The organism is Pedobacter sp. JY14-1 (assembly GCF_029269825.1).
Lineage (GTDB): Bacteria > Bacteroidota > Bacteroidia > Sphingobacteriales > Sphingobacteriaceae > Pedobacter.
Map to the genome: position 1 here is coordinate 354281 of NZ_JARJHU010000008.1, position 23623 is coordinate 377903.

18 protein-coding genes are annotated in these 23623 nt (G+C 47.7%); 7 read left to right on the forward strand and 11 right to left on the reverse strand.

What is annotated here, in order from left to right; genetic code table 11:
* Positions 1-28 precede the first annotated feature (28 nt).
* From P2W84_RS15090 to P2W84_RS15105, 4 genes are all read right to left on the reverse strand, one after another.
* Positions 29-2077: a type II and III secretion system protein gene (locus tag P2W84_RS15090; RefSeq protein WP_276090986.1), complete on the reverse strand. Its 2049-nt coding sequence runs from the start codon at positions 2075-2077 to the stop codon at positions 29-31.
* 102 nt (positions 2078-2179) lie between these two features.
* Positions 2180-3598, reverse strand: a complete 1419-nt coding sequence (locus tag P2W84_RS15095; RefSeq protein ID WP_276090987.1) for a GspE/PulE family protein — start codon at positions 3596-3598, stop codon at positions 2180-2182.
* Positions 3595-4107 carry a hypothetical protein gene (locus P2W84_RS15100; RefSeq protein ID WP_276090988.1) on the reverse strand — a complete coding sequence of 171 codons (513 nt, stop codon included), beginning with the start codon at positions 4105-4107 and terminating at the stop codon, positions 3595-3597. Before P2W84_RS15100 ends, P2W84_RS15095 begins: the two co-directional genes overlap by 4 nt.
* 26 nt (positions 4108-4133) lie before the next feature.
* On the reverse strand, positions 4134-4580 hold the full coding sequence (locus tag P2W84_RS15105) for a type II secretion system protein (RefSeq protein WP_276090989.1): 447 nt from the start codon (positions 4578-4580) through the stop codon (positions 4134-4136).
* Positions 4581-4781: 201 nt separating this feature from the next.
* Between P2W84_RS15105 and P2W84_RS15110 the strand changes: the two genes are divergently transcribed.
* Both P2W84_RS15110 and P2W84_RS15115 read left to right on the forward strand, forming a co-directional pair.
* Positions 4782-5501 carry a LytTR family DNA-binding domain-containing protein gene (locus tag P2W84_RS15110; protein ID WP_276090990.1) on the forward strand — a complete coding sequence of 240 codons (720 nt, stop codon included), beginning with the start codon at positions 4782-4784 and terminating at the stop codon, positions 5499-5501.
* 313 nt (positions 5502-5814) lie between these two features.
* Positions 5815-7626: a sugar-binding domain-containing protein gene (locus P2W84_RS15115; RefSeq protein WP_276090991.1), complete on the forward strand. Its 1812-nt coding sequence runs from the start codon at positions 5815-5817 to the stop codon at positions 7624-7626.
* 6 nt (positions 7627-7632) lie between these two features.
* Here the strand turns inward: P2W84_RS15115 and P2W84_RS15120 are convergent, their stop codons facing one another.
* The 4 genes from P2W84_RS15120 to P2W84_RS15135 all read right to left on the reverse strand — a co-directional run bounded on the left by P2W84_RS15120 (position 7633) and on the right by P2W84_RS15135 (position 12032).
* On the reverse strand, positions 7633-8340 hold the full coding sequence (locus P2W84_RS15120) for a Crp/Fnr family transcriptional regulator (RefSeq protein ID WP_276090992.1): 708 nt from the start codon (positions 8338-8340) through the stop codon (positions 7633-7635).
* 229 nt (positions 8341-8569) lie between these two features.
* A complete protein-coding gene (locus P2W84_RS15125; protein ID WP_276090993.1) occupies positions 8570-9376 on the reverse strand; it encodes a DUF3050 domain-containing protein in 807 nt (268 codons plus the stop codon).
* Between the two features lie 39 nt (positions 9377-9415).
* Positions 9416-10738, reverse strand: a complete 1323-nt coding sequence (locus P2W84_RS15130) for a paraquat-inducible protein A (RefSeq protein WP_276090994.1) — start codon at positions 10736-10738, stop codon at positions 9416-9418.
* Positions 10728-12032 carry a paraquat-inducible protein A gene (locus tag P2W84_RS15135; protein ID WP_276090995.1) on the reverse strand — a complete coding sequence of 435 codons (1305 nt, stop codon included), beginning with the start codon at positions 12030-12032 and terminating at the stop codon, positions 10728-10730. Before P2W84_RS15135 ends, P2W84_RS15130 begins: the two co-directional genes overlap by 11 nt.
* A gap of 152 nt (positions 12033-12184) precedes the next feature.
* Between P2W84_RS15135 and P2W84_RS15140 the strand changes: the two genes are divergently transcribed.
* Positions 12185-13699, forward strand: a complete 1515-nt coding sequence (locus tag P2W84_RS15140; protein WP_276090996.1) for a PAS domain S-box protein — start codon at positions 12185-12187, stop codon at positions 13697-13699.
* A gap of 30 nt (positions 13700-13729) precedes the next feature.
* On the opposite strand, the gene P2W84_RS15145 is transcribed toward P2W84_RS15140, so the two are convergent.
* The 3 genes from P2W84_RS15145 to P2W84_RS15155 all read right to left on the reverse strand — a co-directional run bounded on the left by P2W84_RS15145 (position 13730) and on the right by P2W84_RS15155 (position 17455).
* On the reverse strand, positions 13730-14431 hold the full coding sequence (locus P2W84_RS15145; protein WP_276090997.1) for a PRC-barrel domain-containing protein: 702 nt from the start codon (positions 14429-14431) through the stop codon (positions 13730-13732).
* Between the two features lie 81 nt (positions 14432-14512).
* A complete protein-coding gene (locus P2W84_RS15150; RefSeq protein ID WP_276090998.1) occupies positions 14513-15571 on the reverse strand; it encodes a mechanosensitive ion channel family protein in 1059 nt (352 codons plus the stop codon).
* 138 nt (positions 15572-15709) lie between these two features.
* On the reverse strand, positions 15710-17455 hold the full coding sequence (locus tag P2W84_RS15155) for an APC family permease (protein ID WP_276090999.1): 1746 nt from the start codon (positions 17453-17455) through the stop codon (positions 15710-15712).
* A gap of 131 nt (positions 17456-17586) precedes the next feature.
* Between P2W84_RS15155 and P2W84_RS15160 the strand changes: the two genes are divergently transcribed.
* From P2W84_RS15160 to P2W84_RS15175, 4 genes are all read left to right on the forward strand, one after another.
* Complete coding sequence (locus tag P2W84_RS15160; protein ID WP_276091000.1) at positions 17587-19428, forward strand: mechanosensitive ion channel domain-containing protein; 1842 nt, start codon at positions 17587-17589, stop codon at positions 19426-19428.
* A 175-nt stretch (positions 19429-19603) separates the two neighbouring features.
* On the forward strand, positions 19604-21841 hold the full coding sequence (locus tag P2W84_RS15165) for a bifunctional alpha,alpha-trehalose-phosphate synthase (UDP-forming)/trehalose-phosphatase (RefSeq protein WP_276091001.1): 2238 nt from the start codon (positions 19604-19606) through the stop codon (positions 21839-21841).
* Positions 21842-21853: 12 nt separating this feature from the next.
* Positions 21854-22423: a translation initiation factor IF-3 gene (gene infC / locus P2W84_RS15170; protein ID WP_276091002.1), complete on the forward strand. Its 570-nt coding sequence runs from the start codon at positions 21854-21856 to the stop codon at positions 22421-22423.
* Between the two features lie 83 nt (positions 22424-22506).
* On the forward strand, positions 22507-23586 hold the full coding sequence (locus tag P2W84_RS15175; RefSeq protein WP_276091003.1) for a PAS domain-containing sensor histidine kinase: 1080 nt from the start codon (positions 22507-22509) through the stop codon (positions 23584-23586).
* Positions 23587-23623: the final 37 nt, after the last annotated feature.

A 23623-nucleotide genomic window follows, 5' to 3' on the forward strand; every position in this document is an offset into this window, starting at 1 on the left:
TGTGCTTACCTCAAATGCATAAGGCTCCCTATTGATAAATAATGGTCGGTTTGATGAATACCAGCGTCACCACTTTGCTGCGTGTACGTTCCCGTGAGCTGAACAGCCATTTCAGTACCGGGATGCGTGACAGCAGCGGCACGCCACTTCCGGCCTCGCTTTTCTCTGTCCGCTCCATACCACCCAGTACGATCATGTCTTCATTATGTGCCCGGATGATGCTTTCGAACTTACTGGTTGAAGTCGGCGGCGGCGCGTTCGCTGGCGGTGTGCCGATAAAGTCAGATATCTCCACCTTGATCTTCATGGTCACCTGGTCATCACCCGAAACGACAGGGTTTACCGTAACGGCCAGGTTGGCGTCTACCTTGTTGAACTGTTCGGTAAACACCGTCTGCGTATTCACCGAGGAAAATACATTCTGTGTCTTGGTCACATAATACCGTGTGGTACCGATACTCAGGGTGGCCGGGTGCCCGTTCAGGGTGCTCAGTTTAGGCACCTGCCTGATCTCGGCATTGTTATTGGCTTCCAGCGCACTCAGTTTCATATAAAAGTTCGGCGTTACCTTGCCGATATTGAAGGTCTGGTTGGTCCCGATCCTGCCCAGGAAGTCATTGATGGAACCCGAACCCAGCGTCATGTCCAGGCCGGAAAGGACCAGCCCCCTTGTCGCTACCGTCGAATCGGCAATGCCGGCGGTGATGCCCGTCTTGACGGTATGTCCCTTCCTGACGTCCAGCAGCGTGATCTCCATGAGTACCATCGGCACCAGCTTGTCCAGCTCTTTCACATAGGCTTCTACTTCTGCGATCTGCGGTGAAGCCCCGGAAAGCAGCAGGGTATTCTGTTCTCTGAATTCCTTGATCTCGAGTCCCTTTTTAAGCTCCATCGGGATCATCATCATCACCGTATCTACCGAGCGGTACTGCAACTGCAATACCTTGTTCTTTCTCAGCCCTTCCAGTCTTCGCTCGCCGATCAGGTATACCCCATTGTCGATCTTATAGGTATATTCTGTCCCGTTAAACAGCGCGGTCAGGAAGTCATCAAACCCGATATCGCTTACTTTAGTGCTGATACTGCCCTTCAGTTCGGAATAAAGGAAATAACTGGCTCCGGTCTCCGCCGCAGTAGATTTCACCAGGTCCATAATCGGTGTATTCACAGAACTGATACTGAGCAGCTTTCCTTTTTTATCGATGCTGAAGCCACCCGGCGCTCCGCCCGGACTCCCATTCATTCCCCCCGCCTGGGCGGATGGACGGAAACCTTTGCGCACATCGGTATTGCCTTCCCCGTTTACATACAGTTCCTCTCCTTCTGCCAATGGCTGGAACAGAAAGACCTGGTCGCTGGTCTTGACCAGCTTAATGCCATTGGCAAAGGCCAGCTTTTCCAAAGCGGTTTCCAAAGGCGCCTGGTTGTAAAAGCCGGTCACCGTCTTGCCCTGCAGGCTTGCCGGCACTACGATATTCTTTCCGGACAACCGGCTGATCTTGCGGGCCACAATATCCAGGGTATCGTTACTGAGCTCCAGAGAAAGTGTATTTGCACTCGCATCATAATTTATCGGGATTTCCTTAGGGACGTACCGGGGTTTGACTACCGGTGGGTTATACGGGGCCACGGTAATGATCGAGCCGATCACATTGATATCCAGGTCATACTGCCTGGCCAGGAACAGCAGGATGTTCAGCGCATTCTCGTTATTGAAGCTGCTGCTCACCTTGACGTTCAGCATTGGGTCGACGTTGATGTTCAGCTGGTTGCTCTGGGCCACCGCGCGCAGAAATTCCTGCAGCGATACACCGGATATGCCCACCTGCACTTTTTGCTTCAGCCCGGGCACAAAGGCCGAAAGCCCCACCAGCTTCTTTTCCAGTTCCGCCATCCGCTCCTGTTTGTCCTGCTGCGCAAAAAGCAGTTGCGGCAGCAGGAATAGGGCCAGAAGTAGGGCCCGGAAGATGCCATTCAAGAGATTCCTCCTGCGTCGGAATGACGTAAGGTGCGAAAGCATAACATCAACCGTGCACCAACCCATCATCTCGAGGGCACCGAGAGATCTCTTGTTCATGCCATTCAAGAAATTCCCCCTGCGTCGGAATGACGTAAAGTGCGAAAGCATAACAACTTTATTTCCTTTTTTAAACATATCACTAATAAAAAAACTCGTTTCTTAATTGATTAAAAGCGGGTAGATCTCTTCCAGCGAAGTCTCTCCCGCGGCAAAAAGTGCAAAGGCATTCTCGGCCAGCGAACGGATGCCTTTATTCTTCAAAACTTCCTCTGCATTGAGCTCCCCGGCTTTCACCAGCGCGGCCAGCTCCCGGTCCATCGGCACGACTTCGTACACGGCTTTACGGCCGCTGAAACCCGTATTGTAGCATTTGGGGCAGCCGCCGGGTAGGTAATGCTCATCCACTTCATAGAAGGGCCGGAAGCTTTTGGGATAAGCGTCTGCGTTAAAAGTCGCCTTGCGTTTACATGCGGGGCACAGCAGCCGCACCAGCCGCTGCGCTACCGATGTATTGAGCGTGTTTGCCGCAAGAAAGGCCGGAATGCCCATATCCAGTAACCTGGATACGGTGCCCCATGCCGAATTGGTATGGATCGTGGACAAGACCAGGTGTCCGGTCAGGGCAGCGCGGATCGCCATTCCGGCAGTTTCCGGATCACGGATCTCCCCTACCATAATCACATCAGGGTCCTGCCTTAAGAAGGTCCGCAGTGCCGAGGCGAAGCCCAGACCGATATTTTCTTTCAGTTGTACCTGGTTGATCCCCTCGAGTGTATACTCGATCGGGTCTTCGATGGTCACGATATTTCGCGTAGTCTTATTGAGCAGCTTCAGTGTCGCGTACAGTGTAGTTGTTTTGCCGGAGCCGGTCGGGCCGCTGATCAGAACGATCCCGTTCGGACGCTGCACGCCCTGCAGGTAGTTTTGCAGATCGGTCTCTGAAAGTCCCAGCTTATACAGGTCAATATTGGTGGCATCGTTGCTCAAAAGGCGCATCACGATCTTTTCTCCATGCAGCGTAGGCAATACCGATACCCGGATGTCAAAAGCTTCTGTAGGTGAACGGAAGCTGATCCGTCCGTCCTGAGGCAGCCGCTTTTCGGCAATATCCAGGTTCGCCAGGATCTTGATCCGGTTAATGATCGAGGGATATTCCGCGGCCTCCAGCCGGTACCGCTCGATCAGCATACCGTCTATACGGATACGGACCCGACATTTGTCCTCGTAAGCCTCAATGTGGATGTCGCTGCTCTTCAGCTTTCTGGTCTCGGAGATCAGGCCCTGAAGGAAATCATCTGATCCGGGGTTTTGATGTAAACGGGGCATATCCCCAATCGACTGGGGCTGCTCCGGTCGGAGGTAGTACTGGTTAAGCAGCCTGGAGATCTCCGGGCCTTCCAGTACTTCAAAACACACCTCTCTCCCCAGCACAATTTCCAGCTCATCCTTCAACTCCGCAACATCTGTTCCCTGGCCGCAATACAAATGAAGCACTTCGCTTTCCAGCTCAAATGGAAACACCTGATAATGCCAGGCCATCTCCCCGCTCAGCTCATGCAATAGCTCCGGCTGTATCATATCAGTAATAATAAAAGTTGATCATTAAGCCGGGCCAGCTGGATATGTCCGGCCCAGATTATGCCGATAACCGGTATCAGCAATAAGGCCTGCAGGCCGGCCAATGGTACCGTATACCCTGCGGCAGACCTGAATTTCAGATAGGTTCCCGTTCCCACCAGGATCAGGAGCAGGCTGCCCGCATAAAAAAGAACGAAAACCAGAACAGGGAGATAAACGCCAATACATACCAGCAGCAGTATATCGCCCAAACCCAGGAAGCCTGCTAATATATTCAACAGCCGGCCGTTTCTCAGGCTGAAATAGCATGTCAGCAGCAATACGAGCAGTATTACAAAACCCAGGTTGAGGCCGGCATCAAATAAACTGAAGTCGCCTCTGGCCGAAAACACCAGCAGGATAGCCAGCAATGGAAACAGGTACCAGGTAATTCCGCGGTAACGAAAATCCTGGAATACCATAAAAGCCAATACCAGCAGAATGCCAAGATAAGTGAGATGATTAAGCATTAGATAGCGTTTCTGTCCCTGTATTACTAATCTGCGGTCACTTCCCGCAGGTTCTTATCCTGGTCGATCTCCCACACATTGAACGTCCCGTCCCCGTCAAAATCCACTACGGCGGTAGCCCTGACAATGAAATTGGTAGTCGTGGCACTCGCCACTTCCAGCCGGTAATTCGCCTTGCCGTCTGCTCCGTCGGTACTTAACTTTTCCTGCGTAAAACCGATCTCGGGCAAGCTTGACGAATACTTGGAATGCTCATAGAAATAAGCCTTCTCTAATTGATGCGCATGCTCCAGCTGCATCTTCGCTTCGGTCGATTTGGCCTTAGTGATCAAAGGCATCAAGTTGGGCAATGCAAGCAGTACCAAAATGCCAATAATAACCAGGACAACAAGGATTTCGGTAAGGGTATAGGCCCTGACCCTGGCTTCGCACCGGAAAATGCGGCTAATTTGATTGTAAAGACTTTTGTTCACGATAAGAGTCCGTTAATAGATTAAATAACTTTAAATCGCCGTCCGCACTTTCCCTTGACGGCAATGCGAATTTTAGCATAATTTAACCAGGCAGCAAGTAGTATTGATGAAAAGGCAAAATCTGTACGCAGAATTATGTTCTTTGTACGTGAAAGCATTTATCAACATTGAGACCTGCCATAAAAAAAAACTGACGAGCGAATGGAAATAACATGTGTAATTTTTGAGAATAGTAAAGAGGATGCCGAGCCGATATCAGGGCTTATCAAAAATAATCCGATATTAAAGCTGATTAAAGTCAATTACCCTCCGCACGATTCAGTTGAAGATTTTTATGTAGATCTCGTAATCATCAATATTGAAAATGTACTAATCAAATATTCAGATTATTATAAGGTGCTGAAACTGAATTCAAGGTTTATCGTCTTCACCGGAAAGACCGAAAACGCTGCCGTAAAGGCTTTTGACATGGAGGCTGATGATTTCCTGTTAAAGCCACTTTACCAGGAAAGGTTTGATCAGTCCGTAAATAAATGTATGAAGTCCATTTCCAGGATACAAAAAGAGATTGCCCAGCTTGAAGACTTCATTTTTCTCAAAGACACCGATAAAGGGAACAACCTGGTAAAGGTCCACTTTTTAGAGATATGCGTTGTAGAGGCTGCGGGGAATTACTCAAAGGTATATACTATCGGCGGAACCTGTATAAGGACCAAGGTACTGTTGAGGAACATAGAGAAGCAGCTGGCACCGAAAGACAAATTCATGAGGGCCCACCGGTCATATATTGTCAGTAAGCTTCACATTGAAGGAACGGATAATGGCGCCCTCAGGATCCGCGGACACAAACCAAGTATCGTTATTGGTAAGAATTACCGGCAGGACGTTATCCATTTCCTGGAAAGCAAGAGTCTCCTTTAGCCAGCGGTGAAAAAATCCCTAGTTATAGGTATTTCCTGAATAAAAAAAACCACGAAAATTTGCAGTTTATCTGAAAACTAAAATTACGCGATGGCCTATAAGGATTACAACTGCAGGAAATGCGGCACCCAGTTCCATTACCAGGTACCAAGGGGCTTTGTACTCAAATATGTGTTAGGCTTTCTTCCTTTACGTATCTATTTCTGCCCGAAATGCGTGACGAACAGGTATGTGATGACGAAGTAATAGGTAGCAGTTTTAATTTTTTATATATTAGGCGAAGACAAAATCCATTATTCAAGAAACTGAATTTATGTTTACAGCTAAAAAGCGCCTGCTCGCCACGCTCTTCATGACTGCGGTCATTGCATTTCAGCACACATCTGCACAAAAGCCAAAACTTCCCACCAGGTGGACACAGGAAGCCATGACCTCTGCCAGTCCTTTTCCGGAATATCCACGCCCGCAACTGCAGCGTAAAGACTGGCTGTCCATGAATGGAAAATGGGACTATACCGGTGGCAAACAGGCTCCGGACGCACTGAATCCGGCAAAGCCTGCCAGTTTTGCAACGGTGAAAGAAAAAATCCTGGTGCCTTACTGCCCTGAATCTGTGCTTTCAGGTATCGAACGCAGCCAGGAAACCAATATGTGGTACAAAAAAAGCTTCGAAGTCCCAGCGGCATGGAAAGGTAAACAAGTGATCCTTCATTTCGACGCGGTTGACCATAACGCCACTGTTTTTGTCAACGGTAAGAAGGCAGGTACCCATGCAGGAGGTTATGACTCCTTCAGCTTTGACATCACGCCGTTTCTAAAAAACGGCAGCAATGAGCTCATCGTAGCTGCACACGATCCAAACGACGGCAGAACGCCCTCAGGGAAAAACGGGCCGAGAGGAGATTATACCTATACATCAGGCATATGGCAAAGTGTATGGCTGGAACCTGTTTCCGTCAATTACATCAAAAATATCCGCCTGACGCCAGACCTACCTAACAAGAAATTAAGGGTATCTGTTGAGGCTGGAGCCGGCACCATAATGGCGGTAGCGATGGAAGGCAAAAAGATCGTTGCCGAAACGAAAGGCCAGGCCGGAAAGGAATTTGACATTCCGCTCAGCAATCCAAAAACCTGGTCGCCGGAAAACCCGTTTCTGTACGACCTGAAGCTGACCCTGCTCGACAAAAACGGAAAGCCCGCTGACGAGGTCACCAGTTACTTTGGCATGCGCGACATCCGACTGGGTAAGGTCAACGGCGTAGTCAGGCCACTGCTGAATGATCAGTTTGTGATGCAGGTAGGTCTGCTAGACCAGGGTTACTGGCCAGACGGCATCCTGACCGCACCAACGGATGAGGCCCTGAAGTTTGACGTCGAATTTACCAAAAAGGCCGGCTTTAACCTGATCAGGAAGCATATGAAAACAGAGCCCAAACGCTTTTATTACTGGGCCGACAAACTGGGGCTGCTGGTCTGGCAGGACATGCCGGCCATGTGGTACCAGCATGAGGACACAGCCAGGACCAGGAGTACTTTCCGCAAAGAGCTGAAAGCGGTCATGGATGACCTCTACAATTCTCCGTCTATCATTACCTGGGTACCTTTCAATGAAAACTGGGGCGCGTTTGACGTGCGTGAAATTACCGACTGGGTAAAAAAATACGATCCCTCCAGGCTGGTCAACGGGAACTCCGGTTTCAACAACAATCCCGGTTATCAGAAAGCAGCCGGCGACCCGGGCAACGGCGACTTTGTCGATACCCATATCTATATCGGTCCCTATGACGCGTCTCAACCCGACACCAAAAGGGCGGCTTCGCTTGGGGAATATGGCGGTGTAGGTCTTTACGTAAGGGGCCACATGTGGCCTGTTGAAAACAATGCTTATGGTTATGAGCCCTCGAAGTCGGCTCTGACCGATAAATATGTGCTGCTGATGGACCAGGTGGAACAATTGATGAAGTACAAGGGCCTCAGCGTCGCCGTTTATACGCAGACCACCGATGTAGAACACGAGATCAATGGATTGCTTACCTACGACAGGGCCTTTGAAAAAATGGATCCTGAGCGGGTCAGGGAAGTAAACCAGGCCGTAATTAACGAAAGCCGGAAAATGAACTGAGAATAATTATCTGAAATTTGACCTGCGGACTAACCTGGCGATATCTTTAACCCAGATCTTACGGCCTTCAGTTCCGATGATCTCTTCAGATTTTAGTTCCTTAAGCAAACGGATCACATTCTCCTTGGCGATTCCCGCCATGTTGGCCAGGTCTGCCCTGGATATATCGATATAAGTCTGCTGGCCTGCAGGTGTATCTGTTTTGAACTTTTCCCGGATCAGGATCAGGGCAATGGCCAGCTTTTCCGCTGCAGTCCCTTGGGCAAAAACAGCAATATTATTGGCCAGCACGCTGTATTCATGGCTAAGCGATTTAAGCAGCCGGGCCGCGAAAACAGGTGACTTACCTAAGACCAGCATAAAATCATCTTTTGGTATAAAGGTGATCTGGCAGTCTTCAATTGCAGCGGCAGAATCCGGATAGCGGTCTTCCGAGAGCAGGGCATGATAGCCGATCAATTCGTTTTTATTGGCAATATAGATGATCTGCTCCTTACCCGTATTTCCGGTTTTGTACTTCTTCACCTTGCCTTTGTGGATAAAATAAATGCCGGAAGGGACAATCCCTTCTTTGAATATGATTTCGCCCTTGCGGTAATGCTGCATACCCTGGCTGGTGATGAGCAGTTCGTATTCTTCTTCGCTGAGCGCGCTGAGCACGGAGTCTGTGTTGAAGCTCCATTGCTCGATTGGAAAGATGCCGGCTAAACTCATATCATCAAATATAACTGATATTTATCATCTTTTTCATTGACTTCCTTCATATACACACGTTGTCTTTACTGGCTAAATTTGATTGACCAACAAAATATGAAGATCCTGAACCAAATATTGTGTGCTTTAGGGATACATCGCTGGATTTACGGCCATTCCAAGAAACGGGACTGCAGCAGTTGCGGCAAAAGCCAGTTAAAGTTAACCGAAAGAGAAGCCTGGCAGCAGATCAGTAATGACAACGGCTGGAGGTTCTGGTAGCTTCGCCTGGTCTGCCCAGAATACCATCCCACAATTCGAGCCGGGCCTGTAATGCTTCCTCAGCAGCCTGTATTGCTTCCTCCCACTTTGCCTGATCATCGCCGCAAAGTTCTGCAGTCATCTGATGTGCAAGATGCGCATGATGATCTCCGTCTACTTCAATATGGCGTTCAAGATAATATAGCAAGACATCTACCTTCCCGGGAAACTGACCCGCAACACGTCGAACCATTTCTATGAAAATAGAAGGGATCAGATCTTCCCTGCCAAAGGTAAAGACAGCAGCGATCAAATGAGGTTTCCCGGAACCGATCACATTGAAAGTATGTTGCACAAATCTTCGCGCCGCTTCGGGAATACCTGTGACTGTTAATGCCTGCTGAAGCATGCCGCCTGTCGAAAGTGTTTCGATAAACTGCCCGACCGGGGTTGTAACTGCTCCAGACTGCTGCATTGCCCGGAGGTACAATTCAAAATGGCTGGTACGCCTTCCAGCCTCGTCAACATCACTTTCCTCTCCTGTTACAATTTCGTTGATGAGGTAACGTACTTCTGCGTTACCAACCGGTAGCCAGGGTATTGTAGTACAGGTCAGCTGCTGCTGGAGCGCCTTGAGCAGTGACATAAAATCCCATACGGCAAACACATGATGCTCCATAAAGCGCTGCAGATTTTCAAGCGTAACAATACTTTCATAGAGGGGATGCATGATCAACCGGTCTCTGAACGGTTCAAGGCGCCTCATCATCGCGTCAATATTCTTATTGCTCATCATTTTTTTCAAATTGCCACAAAGTTAGCCAATGATTTACAATTATCTGTCAGCAGGCACCACTGAAGATTTGATACGCCTGCAAATCGCAGATAATATCGCTGTGAAAATAACGAAGGCGATGTAAAGAAAATATCCGGTCTGGAGAGAAGTCGCATTGGACGTTGTCACCACCAGCAGTTCGTCCCGTATGTCAATGTTTGACAGCTGGCTCTTCAAAATGCCGTTCAGCCCGATGTATGTCATCCCGACCCCTACGACCATTACGTCTGCCATATCCCATTTGGCGAGGTCGAAAGCCAGGAACCTGGACAGTTTATGCTCAGGCTTGCAATCCCGGTAACAGACATATAATCCTTTTCCCACCAGGCGGACGAGCGGCAGCAGGATTACAAAAAGCAACAGGAGGATACCCACCAGGACCGCATCAGGCTTAGGATCGGTGAACAGATCCCTGACAATCGCAAAGATACTTTTACTCTGAAAAAATAAGACCTGATTGTTGAAGGCAAGCTGCTCTTCCAGAAGCGTAAACTTAAGACTGTCAATACGTGCATCTACCTCGATAACGGTACAGCCGATACCCGCCAGCAAAAGGACCAGCCCGAAAAGCGCCGACAAAATGAACGCTGGTGTAAATAGCTGGGGCTGTTTTCTGACCGGCCACCACATCGCCAGCAAAGTAACAAAGGCCGCAGCCATGAACAGCAAATACCGGTCGCCCAGAGCAATCAGTTGCCGGAGCTGACTATTGATCACGTGGTCGAACTGTGCAGCATTACTGACCTGGTATTTCTTATAAATGCTCCGGTTGACGGTTACACGCGCAGGCTCACTGTTGTCATAAGTATCATCCTGTAAAGAATCCAGCTTGGTGGAGGCGATATACTTCAGCCTTTTCATACTGGACCTGCCCGTTAACTTGCTGACGATCGTACTGGCAAAGGTCGGAACGAATTCCCGCAGCTCATCCTCATCGACCAGGATGTTAAAGGCAAGCTTCTTCAATTTTCCGCCGAGGGTCTTCTGCGGCTTGTTAAATTCCCTGACCGTTTTGCTGATCAGGCCGTTCAATTGCTCCTCTACTTCAGCCCGCAGTTCTTTTTTTTGCTGTGAAGATACCTGGAAGCCGTCAATCTTGCGTTCCACAATACCGCCGATCATTTCCGACCAGGCATCGATAGAGAATACACCAAAGGTAATGTTGTTCGCTACGCTGTAATCGGTTTTGATCTGTTCACGCGCCCCCGACAGTTTGTAAATTTTAAGGGCAGACCAGGCGCCGCCGGCCAGCGCCAGCACCATCACTGCGATGGCGATCACACCAGAAAGCCGGTAGTGGTATTTAGACGGTTCAGTGTGCATCGTGAGGAGTAATGTATTTTAAGATGGTGGAAAGGATGAGTCCGAAAAGAACGAAACAGATAAAGATAATATACCCCGGCTGCAGGTCTGTATTGTGCGTGGTGATCACGGTCAGGAGATCACTCTTGATGTTCAATCCCGCCAGTTGCCTTTCCAGAAGCCCGTTCAGCCCGATGTACACCATCAGGATGGCGATGACGATGACGTCTGCCATGCTCCATTTGCCCGATTGAAAGGCGAAAAATTGGATGAACCTGTTTTCGGCTACGCTTTTACGCCCAAGAAGATGGATGCCTGCAGACGCCAGCTTCATAACCGGGAACAGCACACTGAATAAAAAGATGAGGGCACCTACTGCTATAGAATCGGCCGCAGGCTGCTTAAGCAATACCCTGACCACATCTAAGATGCTCTTGCTCTGAAAAAAAAGGACCTGGTTTTCAAACACGACATGTTCTCCAAGCAAAACAAAATCAAAGGACTTAATCCTCGCATCGACCTCAATCATGGAGGCAGTGAGCCCTACGACCAGGAAGACAAAAGCGAATAGCAATGACATGATAAAAAGTGTCCTATGCAGTTCCTTGTGCTTTCTGAGCATCCACCAGAGCAGCAGCACGGCGACAACGGTTCCGATCATCACAAAAGAATACATGTACATTGCAGACTTGATCACGGACAACCTTTTGGCCAGTAACTGATTCAGCTGCGCTACGGAACCCGCATGATATCTGTTGAAGACCTTTCGGGTTTCTGCCTGGTTTGCGGCTGCAGTGCTGTCTATATAATCACTTTGTCTGAGGTCGTCGAATTTGGACATCGCCAGGTTACTCAGCTTTCTCTTGCCCGACGGACCGTCAATCTTTCTTAAGATCCGCTCTGTGAAACCCGGAACTTTACTGCGGATATTGTCCGTGTTGACAAAAGTCTTAATGACGAACTTTTTAATTTTACCCCCGATCGTTTTCTTTTTTTTATTAAGCAGGGATTCTGCCTTATCGATCAGTGTATACATCACCTCCTCCACCTCTCTGCGGAGCTGTTTTTTCTGCTGTGGGGTCAGTTCAAGATGCTGTACCTGGCGCCTTACGATACTGCTGACTTCATCTCGCCACTGGGTTACAGAAAACAGCCCGAACGTTATGTTATTGATATTGGAATAGTCTGTCTTGATCTGGTGCTGCTCCCGTGAGAACGAATACAGCTGATAAGCAGAATAAGATGCTATTCCTAAAAGGATGCAAAGGCCTAAAATCAGTAACAGCCTTGGTCCGGCCGGCGTGCTTACGTTCACGATCAGATGGTTAGTATTTGTATGGCATAAACCGGATTTACTACCAAAAAGTTCTGCACATCAATTATTTTATACATAACCATCTCTGATAGAGGTTTCAGGAATGATTATATTTGACGAACGTTTCAATTCTCTAACGCAAATACTTTAAGATGGAGATTCCCGCACACAATCTCGAACTGCTGCTTTCCTCAGTCAGCGATTTCGTTTTTGAACTGACACCTGATGGGGTGATCATCAATCTCTGGACAAGCAGCCCTGAACGCTTGTTTTTTCCGCCTGAGGAAATGAGAGGCAAGCATTTGAGCGCGCTTTTTAACCGGGAACTTTCAGCACGTTTTACAGACATCATCTGGAAATCATATGTGGACAAGACGACCTGCAGGATGGAGTACGAATCGCCGTTTGAATCTCATAAAGGCAATTGGTATCAACTACAGGTGAAGCCGGTTACCGGAATGAAGGAAAGGGTAATTGCTATTATTTCGGAAGTGACCCAGCAGCATAAAATTCGCGAGCAAATGGAAGAATTGGACATGCAGTGGAAATTTGCTCAGGAGAAGATTAAGATCGATGAACAGAAATTCAATCAGGCGTTTCGCTATTCAGGCATTGGAATGGCCCTGGTAGATCTTCAGGGGCAGTTTCTTGATGTCAACAAAACGCTGAGCCAGATATTGGGATATACGGCCCGGGAGTTTAAACGCATGCGGTTCCACGATTGCACACATCCTGAAGATCTTTCCAGTGACCTGATGAAACTGGAACAGCTTAACAGACGAGAGATTGATAGTTATTCCATGGAAAAACGATACCTGCATAAGAACGGTAATTTTGTTTGGTGCCTGCTGACGGTAACGGTGGTCTATAGCACAGATGAAAGTCCAGCGTTCTATATTTCCCAGATTCAGGATACTTCGGTACAGAAAAGTCAGCTGGAGCAACTGGCAAGGCAAAAGGAAGCACTGGAGGCCACCACTTCGGAGCTAAGTATGAAGCTGGAAAAACTGGAAGAATTCAACTACATCGTTGCCCATAACCTGCGCGGTCCGGCCAGTAATATCCGGTCCCTGATCAGCCTGATCACCAATGCAGAAAGCGACAGCGAAAGGACGGAATACCTGGACATGCTGAGGCGAAGCAGCGATGGCCTCACAGAAACCTTCAGGGAACTGGCAGATGTCCTTGAAGCCAGCAGCAACATGCCGCTGACTTATGAGCGATGTAATTTCCAGGAGGTGACGGCTAAAGTACTGAAACAGTTTACCGCAGATATTGCAGCCAAAAGCATTGTGATCAAACAGAATTTTAGCGCGGAAGCCGTTCATTACCCAAGAATATATCTGGAAAGCATTATCTATAACCTGTTGAGTAATGCGATAAAGTACTCCGCGCCTGAAACAGCCCCTGAAATCAAATTGAAAACGGAATCCCTGGGCGCCGACATCCTGCTTACGGTTTCCGATAATGGTATAGGTATCGATATGGACCGCTACGGCAGTCAGCTGTTTCAATTCCGGAAAACCTTTCACCGTGGCTTCGACAGCCGGGGTATAGGCCTGTTTCTGATCCGTCATCAGATTGAAAGAGCAGGCGGAAATATAACCGCCGATAGCGCGCCCGGTAAGGGCACAAGATTTATGGTAAAGTTAACTCCTCACTATTAAAGGGGCAAAAATGGCATCGCTACACGGAGATCAAAGCATGGGATAGTATTTATAAAGATCATGAGAAAATGCTTCTGAAAGCGCATCCTGATGACCATATTTCGGGCTATTCCTGAGGACCTGCGTTGAAAGGCCGACCCTAACCTCATGAGTGTGCCAGTCGATAGACGATATCCTGTAAGTTGGTGCATAGGTCATGTCTCCTGACGCCCAGTTATGTGTATCTATAATAAGAAAGGGGATACGCCAATCCTCATCCGAAGTAACGAAATCGAATACATTACCTATAAACCCGTCCTCATTATGGACCATATAATCAGACACGTGGCTGTAACTTCTCAAATGAATATCAGCGTCACCGTCCGACGATTGGGAATTGGCAAATTTTGATGCGCCCTCAACCATACCCGTAGTCGGATATCCCATACCTGCGCCTCCGTAATACGGCCAGGAATAATGATCAAATAAAGCTGCTTCCATTTGCCTTGATACAGGCCTGTCTGTATCAATGTCCGGGCTGTTCCTGATCTGTTCCTTATTCATTCCGACAGCAAGCAACTTATCTGCTGCGACGACACCGGTAACTGCATAAGGAGCAATCAGGACCTTTCTTCCGAACAGCCAGTTTCCGGTTTCAACGATAAAATACCGGATCTGCCAGGACCTGTCATCGAAATAAATATCTGTGATCTTACCGATCTCTCCGTCCTTTGCACTTAATCTCCACCCCATTAATTTTGAAATATTAAACAACATACGCAATGCAATTGGCCATTAATTAACAACATAACAAGAAATAAGGTTTCAAACAATTCAATCAGCCGCCGCGTGGTTGATCAGGACGGTCTGCGTAGGATAGGCGAACTGTATTCCCCTGGCTTCAAACTCACAAAAGATTTTCAGATACAACTGCTGCTGGCAATCCATGTAGACGTTATAATCCGGACTCAGCACGAAATATACAAATTCAAAATTTAAACTGAAGTCGCCATACCCAGAAAAATGTCCCCTGTCAAACTGAAGCAACGGATCCTGACTGATGATATTCTTAATGATTGCGGGAATCTCTGCAAGCTGGCCGCTGGCAGTATCGTAGGTTACACCCAAAGAAAAAACGATCCTTCTACGTTGCATCCGCTTGAAGTTATGCAACCTGGAGTTGGTAAGGTCGGTATTTGAACAGATCAGCTGCTCACCACTCAGTGTCCGTATGCGTGTGGTTTTGATACCAATATATTCTACAGTTCCATTCTTGTCACCAATGACAATAAAGTCGCCAATCTGGAAAGGGCGGTCAAAGAAGATTACGAAATAGCTGAACAAGTCTCCAAGCACCGTCTGTGCAGCGAGTGCAATGGCAATACCGCCGACACCCAGGCCCGCAATAAGTGTGGTAACATTATAGCCAAGATTGTCAAGCAGAAAGATGAAACCGACCACCCAGATCACGATATTGGCAATTGCGATCAGGCCTGAAGCCTGCTTTTCCTTTTCGTCCCCATCGTCGTTCCTGTGGATATAGGAAACAATGAACTTACGAAACACCATACTCACCATTTTCAGAACGAAAAAGGTCGCGGCAATAAGATAGGCGACATTAATGACCTGAAAAGTCTTTTCTGTGAATACCAGAGTTTTCAATCCGTAGTAGAACGCACTGAGGTAAAGCAGTGGAATGACCGCCCCGTCAGCGACCGCAATTCCGAAATCATCCCAAACATTCGTGGTACGTGCTGCCCACCTTTCAATACGTCTGATGACCACAACCTTCAGCAGTCTGATTAAAAGACATATAAAGGCGATTATAGCAAATGCGGTGAGCCAATTGGAAAGGCGGTTTCCCCAGATGAGCTGATCCAAAATATTCTCCATGATGTAAATTTAACACTACGGGCATCCCTTCAGAAGGCGCAGTGAAACCGGTTCCTGAAGCCGGCTGATTGAAGTTAACAAAATGACGCCAGGATGGCGTCCGGAGGTACAAAGGTAAGAAAAAATCCTATCCGGGATTCAGATGATCAGTCGGACCCCGCCCAATTCGGACACGTGATATGGAAATCGATCTCCCGGAGCGCCGATGAACATAAAATTCTTAGGAATATTCCACTCCATTGAAAGGCGGTCAATCAGTTCCGGACCGAAGCGGCCTTCAATTTCAACAAAGTCAATATCAATATCTGGATACGCCCTGTCCAATACCTCAATATCCTTCTTTAAATGCTCATTATTGCTGTCTTCGTTCGCTACATGCACGATTTTCAATCGTTTGGTCGCCTCATTCTCCTCTACATACATCATCACCCTGTTCAGCACGGCGACATTATCGCCGCGGGTAAAAAAAACAAACTCCTGAGAATTGATCTTTACCAGCGCCCGGTAAGGACGGAATGTGTTTTTGAAAAATCTCCGGACCGGCCGGCTCGAATGCCCCATTCCATAAATAAGCCATTTTACGATCTTTGCCCTGCTCAGCATGATCAGGATAAAGAGCATTGAGGGCCCCATGTACTGAAGAAATACGTAAAAAGAAGTGAGATTGAGCCGCATATTTCCAAAGAAAGCTGCCACGATGAATCCTACTGCAACGATTACAGAAAGAACCGGCGCACGCTCAGTTCTTGGTAATTTTTCTCGCTTTGCCTTTAATAGCAGGTTACCTACACCGAAAAGGGCCATAACAGCCAGAAATGAAAATGTATATACCCCGGCCAGACTGGCCAGATCGCCTTCCGTAATCAGCAGGATCGAAACGCAAAGCAGGAAAAAGACAATCACGATCCGGTAGTTGACCCCCTTGCGGTTCTTCGCCAGGAAGAAATTAGGCAGGATTCTGTCAAGAGCGATCCTTTCCGCAAGCCCCGTAACGCCCACATAGGAGGTCAGCACAGCCCCGCTGAGCACCAGCACAGCATCGACAGAGATCAGTATACTGAGCCAAGCGCCGCCGGCCTTCAGCCCCATGAAAGATAAAAGGGACTCCCGGTGTTCATTAATAGATGCGATCGGCAGCATCGTGAGTGCAAGCAGCCCGATCAAAGGATTAAAAACGCTGACCAACCGCCACATGTTTCTCAAGGTCTTAGGGAACACACCACGTTGCTGTTCCTCGACAAAGTTCGCCGAACTCTCAAAGCCTGATATACCTAGCATCGCTGCAGAAAATCCAAGAAACAATGCAGTGGCAACTCCCCCGGTACTTACCGGCATCTGCCAGTTCAGCATAAACGTAGCCGTTCCGATATGACTAATTGACCAGACTGATAGCAATACCAGCAAAGTGAGCGAGGCAACATGCGTGACAAAGATCAGAACTGCCACGCCTGCTGATTCACCGATCCCAATAATGCTCAGGAGCATAAATATGCCAAGAAGCACAACTGTAGCCGGAAATAATGGCAATCCAGGATAGATGTCATGCAGATAATGCATAGCTTCATAGGCTGATATCACTGCAGTGGCCATATAGGAAAGGATTGTAAGGCATGCCGCAAAGGAAGCAGTACGCTTTGAAGACGTGTTAAGCAGCACATTATAGGCACCACCGTTCAGCGGCAGCGCACCTACCACCTCGCCGTAAATCTTCCTGAACAGAAACAGGACAAGAGCGACCAGCAGGAGTGATATCCATGCATATTGACCTGCATATCCAATGGTAAGTGCAGATACGTAAAGACAGGAAGAGCTGATGTCGTTGCCGCAGATAGCCGTTGACTGCAATTCATTTAATTTGTGGACTGGAGTTTTGTTAACATCCATCAGGGAATTTTATAATATGGGATACGTAAAGTTACCTGACGGCATTGCCAATTGCAAGTCAGGCAAACATTAATTCAAAAAAGGCTATATTGGATTTATCTATGAAATATGCCATTTACACTCTTTTAGTAATGATTTGCTGGCAATCAACAGCCATAGCACAACAGGATACGATTCGTCAGCAATTGGATTCATTTCAAAATGCTCAGCTTGACAAGCAATTGCTCAAAGTGAGGAAGCTTGCCCAGGACCGTGAAGCTGATTCGCTGAAACGTACGGATCTGGAAACACAGGTAGCGCGTCTGAGTAGTACAGATAATCTTCAGAAAGCTGAACTGATGGATGAGCTTGCCCGGTTGCGGCAACGGGACGCTTTGAGACTGACTGTACAGAAAAAGCAAATAGATTCCCTTCGGAAAGTAGTGCAGGGTTTCCCGGTTATCTTGCTAAATGACACGCTCTTTCAGGTCTTTGTGAGACAAGGCAGCTTTACCGCACAGGACCGTGCGCTGGCTATAGCCGGACGGCTAAAGGAGGTCGCTGGCCGTTACAACTTCAGAAAGGACTCCGTAGTTGTGAACGCGACCGATCTGAGTGCAGACATCATCTATGGCAATCTGCTGCTGGTTTCAGTTTCCGATCAGGACGCCCTTTGGCAGAATACCTCCCGCGAACTCCTCGCTACCCAATGGAGGAGTATCATTGTTAAGGCACTTTCTGACTATAATCTGGAAACCAGCTGGCAGGTACTGTTTAAAGAAAGCCTGCTGGCGCTGCTGGTTATCGTCGTTGTCTGTCTGATTATTTACGGCGTCAACCGGTTTTTCAACTGGCTGCGTCAGAAAGTGCTGAACCAGAAAGGAGGCCGGATTCAAGGCTTTAAACTTAAAGGACTGGAACTGCTCACTATAGACCAGCAGTTAACTGTGCTGAACTTTATATTTATTGTGCTGCGCTGGTTGGTAATCTTATTTGTCCTTTACCTTGCATTGCCCGTCCTTTTCGGGATATTTCCCTATACCCGTGACCTCTCTGTTACACTTCTGGACTATATTGTAAGCCCTTTAAAACGGATATTTTTTGCAATCTGGAACTATATACCCAACCTGATCACCATCACCGTACTGATTATCGTCTTCCGCTACGTGATCAAATTTTTCCGCTACCTGAAAACAGAGGTTGAACGCGGCAGGCTGACAATTCCAGGTTTTTATTCTGATTGGGCAAATCCAACATATCAGATTATCAGAGTGCTGATGCTTGCTTTTATGCTGATTGTGGTCTTCCCATACCTGCCGGGATCTGAATCTCCGATCTTTAAAGGCGTTTCGGTGTTTATGGGTGTCCTGTTCACCTTCGGCTCAGCGGGTGCACTGAGTAATGTCGTGGCTGGCCTTGTACTTACTTACATGCGTGCTTTCAAAGTGGGTGACCGGGTAAAGATCGGTGAGGTAAACGGGGATGTGATTGAGAAGACGGTTTTGGTGACGCGTATCCGAACTATTAAAAATGAACTCATTTCCATTCCGAACTCCACGGTTATGAGCAGCCATACCACAAATTACAGCAGCGAGGCACTCAGCAGCGGCCTGATCATTAACACCACGGTTACCATCGGCTATGATGTTCCCTGGCGCCAGGTCCACGAACTGTTGATTGCAGCTGCGACAGATACAGATTTCATAGAAAGGGAGTCGCCTCCATTTGTTTTGCAGACCAGCCTTGACGATTATTACGTCAGCTACAACATCAATGCGTATACAAGGAGGCCAGATAAACAGGCATTCATCTATTCCAGTCTTCATGCTAATATCCAGGACAGGTTCAATAAGGCCGGAGTTGAAATTATGTCTCCACATTACAGGGCAGTACGTGACGGCAACACGGTCACTTTGCCTGCAAATTATCTGCCAGGAGATTACCAGCCGCCTGGGTTTAGAGTAGATCCATCCCGGAATCATAAAAGGTCTTAAAACCGAGGTGGTCTATTAGGATTTACGTGAAATAATCGTATATTTGCATCATTCTGCGCCAATTCAGCAGAATATCCCGCCCGTTCCTTCGGAAATTCAAGGGCACTCCCGGTCATCTTGTCACCTACACTTGCAGTGTTTCCCCGGGATTTTCATTTCTTAACACCAATAAATTATGCAGAAGAGATTACTCATAGTTTCCAACCGTTTACCGCTCACTATTGAAAAGAAAGACAACATATATGTCCAGCGCCAGTCATCTGGCGGACTCATTTCGGCAGTCGAGGCATATATCGGTGGCGCCGGAAAAGAAGTGTTCACTGAACAACTGTGGGCGGGCATGCCCGGAATCGACAGGGAGACCTGGGAAAAGGCCGAATCCGGCGATTCGCATTATGCCTATCTGCCGGTGTTTACCGATGAAGAACAATATGAACAATATTACAATGGATTTTCAAATTCTCTGCTCTGGCCACTGTTCCACTATTTTCCATCCTATGCGGAATATGATCCCGCCACTTTTCAGGCTTATATCGCTGTAAACCAAGCATTCTGCGATGCAATATTGGCGCAGCTGCGGGAAACAGATGTCGTCTGGATACACGATTATCACCTGTTGCCACTCGCGGGAATGCTCAGGGAAAAACATCCCGGACTCACTATCGGCCTCTTCCTTCACATACCCTTTCCGTCGTATGAATTGTTCCGTGTCATTCCAAGGAAGTGGCAGAAGGCACTTCTTGAAGGTATGCTGGGCGCCGACCTGATCGGCTTTCATACCGCTGAGTACGTTGCGCATTTTCTGAAGACAATAGATATGTCGCTTAAGATTTCGCATGACAATCAATATATTCAATGGCGCAACCGGCAGGTACAGGTAGATGCCTTTCCGGTCAGCATCGACTATAATTTGTTTCACGATGCATATGACCGGCAGGATATCCGCGACCTGCGCAACAAGTACTCCTCGATAAAGGAAGGGATGAAAATGCTGTTCTCCGTAGACAGGCTGGATTATACCAAGGGTATACAAAACCGGCTTATAGCCTATGAAAGATTCCTGCATCGTTATCCCGAGTTTGTAGGGAAAGTGGTCTTTGTACTGGTTATTGTTCCATCGCGAGATTCGATAGCCAAATACAATGAAAGAAAAAAAATGATCGATGAGTACATCGGCAATTTTAACAGTTCCATGGGAACTATAGCCTGGCAGCCTGTGATCTACCAGTATGATCACCTGGAATTTGCTGATCTTACGGCATTATACGGCACCTGTGATGTCGCCCTGATCACTCCCCTGCGCGATGGAATGAACCTGGTCGCAAAGGAATTTGTGGCCAGTAGAAAAGACGGGCAGGGAGTGCTCATCCTGAGTGAAATGGCCGGGGCAGCCGCCGAACTTTCAGATGCATTGCTCATCAACCCGAATGATACCGAGGAAATTGCAGATACCATCGCAACTGCCCTGCAGATGTCACCAGAAGAACAGAAAGAGCGCTTGGAATCGATGCAGCAAGTGCTTATGAAGTATGATGTCAATACCTGGGCAGCAGACTTTTTCAATGAACTAGAGCATATCAAATCACAACAGCTTAAATTTGAGGTAAAGTTTCTGGACAATTTTTCGAAAGCTGAGTTACGGAATAGATACGAAGCCGGAAAAAACCGGTTGCTCCTGCTTGATTACGACGGTACTCTCGTAAACTTTTCCAGTATCCCGTCCGGAGCGGCCCCGGAAGAGGAATTACTCGCCCTGCTTTCCGGGCTGTGTGAAGATTCCCGAAATGATGTATACATCATTAGCGGAAGAGACAGCCAGACCCTCGATCGCTGGCTCGGACACTTAAATATAGGCCTGATTGCCGAGCATGGCGCAAAGCACAGGAAACCTGGAGAGAAATGGTCACATGAAGCACTTGCAGTTTCCACAGGCTGGAAGGATAAAATTGAAAAGATCATGGACCACTACGTTTTCAGAAGCCCAAATTCCTTCATAGAGAAAAAGGATTTCTCACTGGCCTGGCATTACCGGAATGCAGACCCTTTCCTGGCGAACAGACGTGCGCAAGACCTTTATGAAGAGCTTGTGGAATATACGTTACAAATGCCTTTAGACGTGCTCAATGGGCATAAGGTGATCGAGGTGAGAAGCGAGGGTGTGAACAAAGGCTTTGCCGCCCGGAAAGTTCTCGATGCAGCATCTTATGATTTTATCCTTTGTATCGGCGACGATAAGACTGACGAAGACATGTTCAAAGTCCTGGCCGGTGTACCAGGAGCTTACACGATCAAGGTTGGGCATCAGGCATCATTTGCACAGTACAATCTTTATACACCATTCCTGGTCTCTTCATTACTGGAAATGCTGTCCGGCACGCATACAGAAGTTTTTAAATATTCATCCGATCACTAAATCATTTATAATTTGGCTTTTAAAAAAAGAACATCGAACAGAGGACTACGCGTCCCATTTAAGAAAAGAGAAGCAGAACATAAGATCAACCAGTTTATTACTGCACCACAGGTGCGGGTTGTAGGTGAAGACATTGAATCTGCGATCTACCCCCTCTCCACCGCACTTGAAATGGCGACGGAAAAAGAGCTTGACCTGGTAGAGATCTCACCGAATGCCATACCGCCGGTATGCAGGATTACCGATTATAACAAATTCCTTTTTGAAAAGCGGAAAAAGGAAAAGGAAATCAAAGCAAAGACAAAACAGACGGTCATTAAGGACATCCGTTTTGGTCCTAATACCGATGATCATGATTTCCAGTTCAAACTCAGACATGCCACAGCCTTCCTGGAGGCGGGAGAAAAGGTCCGTGCTTTTGTCCACTTCCGAGGCAGGTCTATCATGTACAAAGAACGTGGCGAATTGCTGCTGCTTAACTTTGCCCAGGCACTGGAAGAACTTGGGAAGGTAGAACTGCTGCCAAAACTCGAAGGGAAGCGGATGTTCATTACCATCGGACCTAAATCAGCAAAAAAATGAGTCCAAAGAATCAACATCGGACTGGTAGCAGCCGAGGCTAATACAGTTATAATTCATATATTGCCGGACGAGTTACTGTACTTATGACGAATATAGAATCCTCTGTACCCAAGTCAGACGCGCATCCTGATCTCGATCTTTTTTTTAATTCTGCGAAGGTCCTTTTCTGCATTGCCGGATTCGACGGATACTTTAAAAAAGTAAATCCCATAGTTTCTGAAACTTTAGGTTTTACAACAGAGGAACTGATGTCCAGACCCGTCAACTCCTTTATATATCCTGAGGACCAGGCCGTCACCGAAGACTGGAGACAGCGGTTACGGGAAGGAAGCATCCTGAACAATTTTGAAAACCGTTATCTGACGAAAACCGGTGAAGTGGTATGGCTGTCCTGGACTTCGGTGCCAAACCCCGACCTGCAACTGGTCTTTGCAGTAGCAAAAAACATCACATCGAAAAAGCTTGAGGAACTGGCCAGAAATGACAGCGAGCAGCAATTGAAGGAAACTGTCTACACGGCCATGCACGACCTGAGGTCGCCCGTCGCCAATATGATTTCCCTGCTTGATTTATGCATCAGGCCCGGTACTCTGGCGTTTCCAGATGACCTGGAACCTGTCAGCATGCTGAAATCAAGCATTCATGACCTAAAAATAAAAATGGATGCTTACCTGGAGCGGCTGATCCACAATGATCAGAAGACCCCGGGGGTCCCAACTATAGAATTTGCAGAAGTCCTGACACGCGTGAGGACTATGCTTTATGCGATCATAAATGAAACGGGTGCGGTCATCAAAACAGATTTTTCAGGGGCCGAAACTATTTCTTTCCATCCTGAAGATCTGGAAAGCATTTTGCTCAACCTGATCTCCAACAGCGTCAAATACCGTCGCCCGGATGTTCCTCCTCTGATAGAGCTGGCCAGCAAAATCAATGGCGACAAAATAGAGCTGACGATAAGGGATAATGGACTGGGCTTTGACCAGCAAGCGCTGGGCGAAAAGATATTTGAATTCGGTCAGCGCTTCCATGAGCACACCGAAGGTAAAGGCATTGGTCTTTACCTGGTCAGACGTCAGCTCCAAAAGTCGGGTGGATCCATACGTGCAGAGAGTAAGCCCGGCATAGGAACAACATTTTATCTTTCATTCGGGCCTGCATAACCGGTTTTATTATTCGCACCGTCCAGTTGAACTGCCG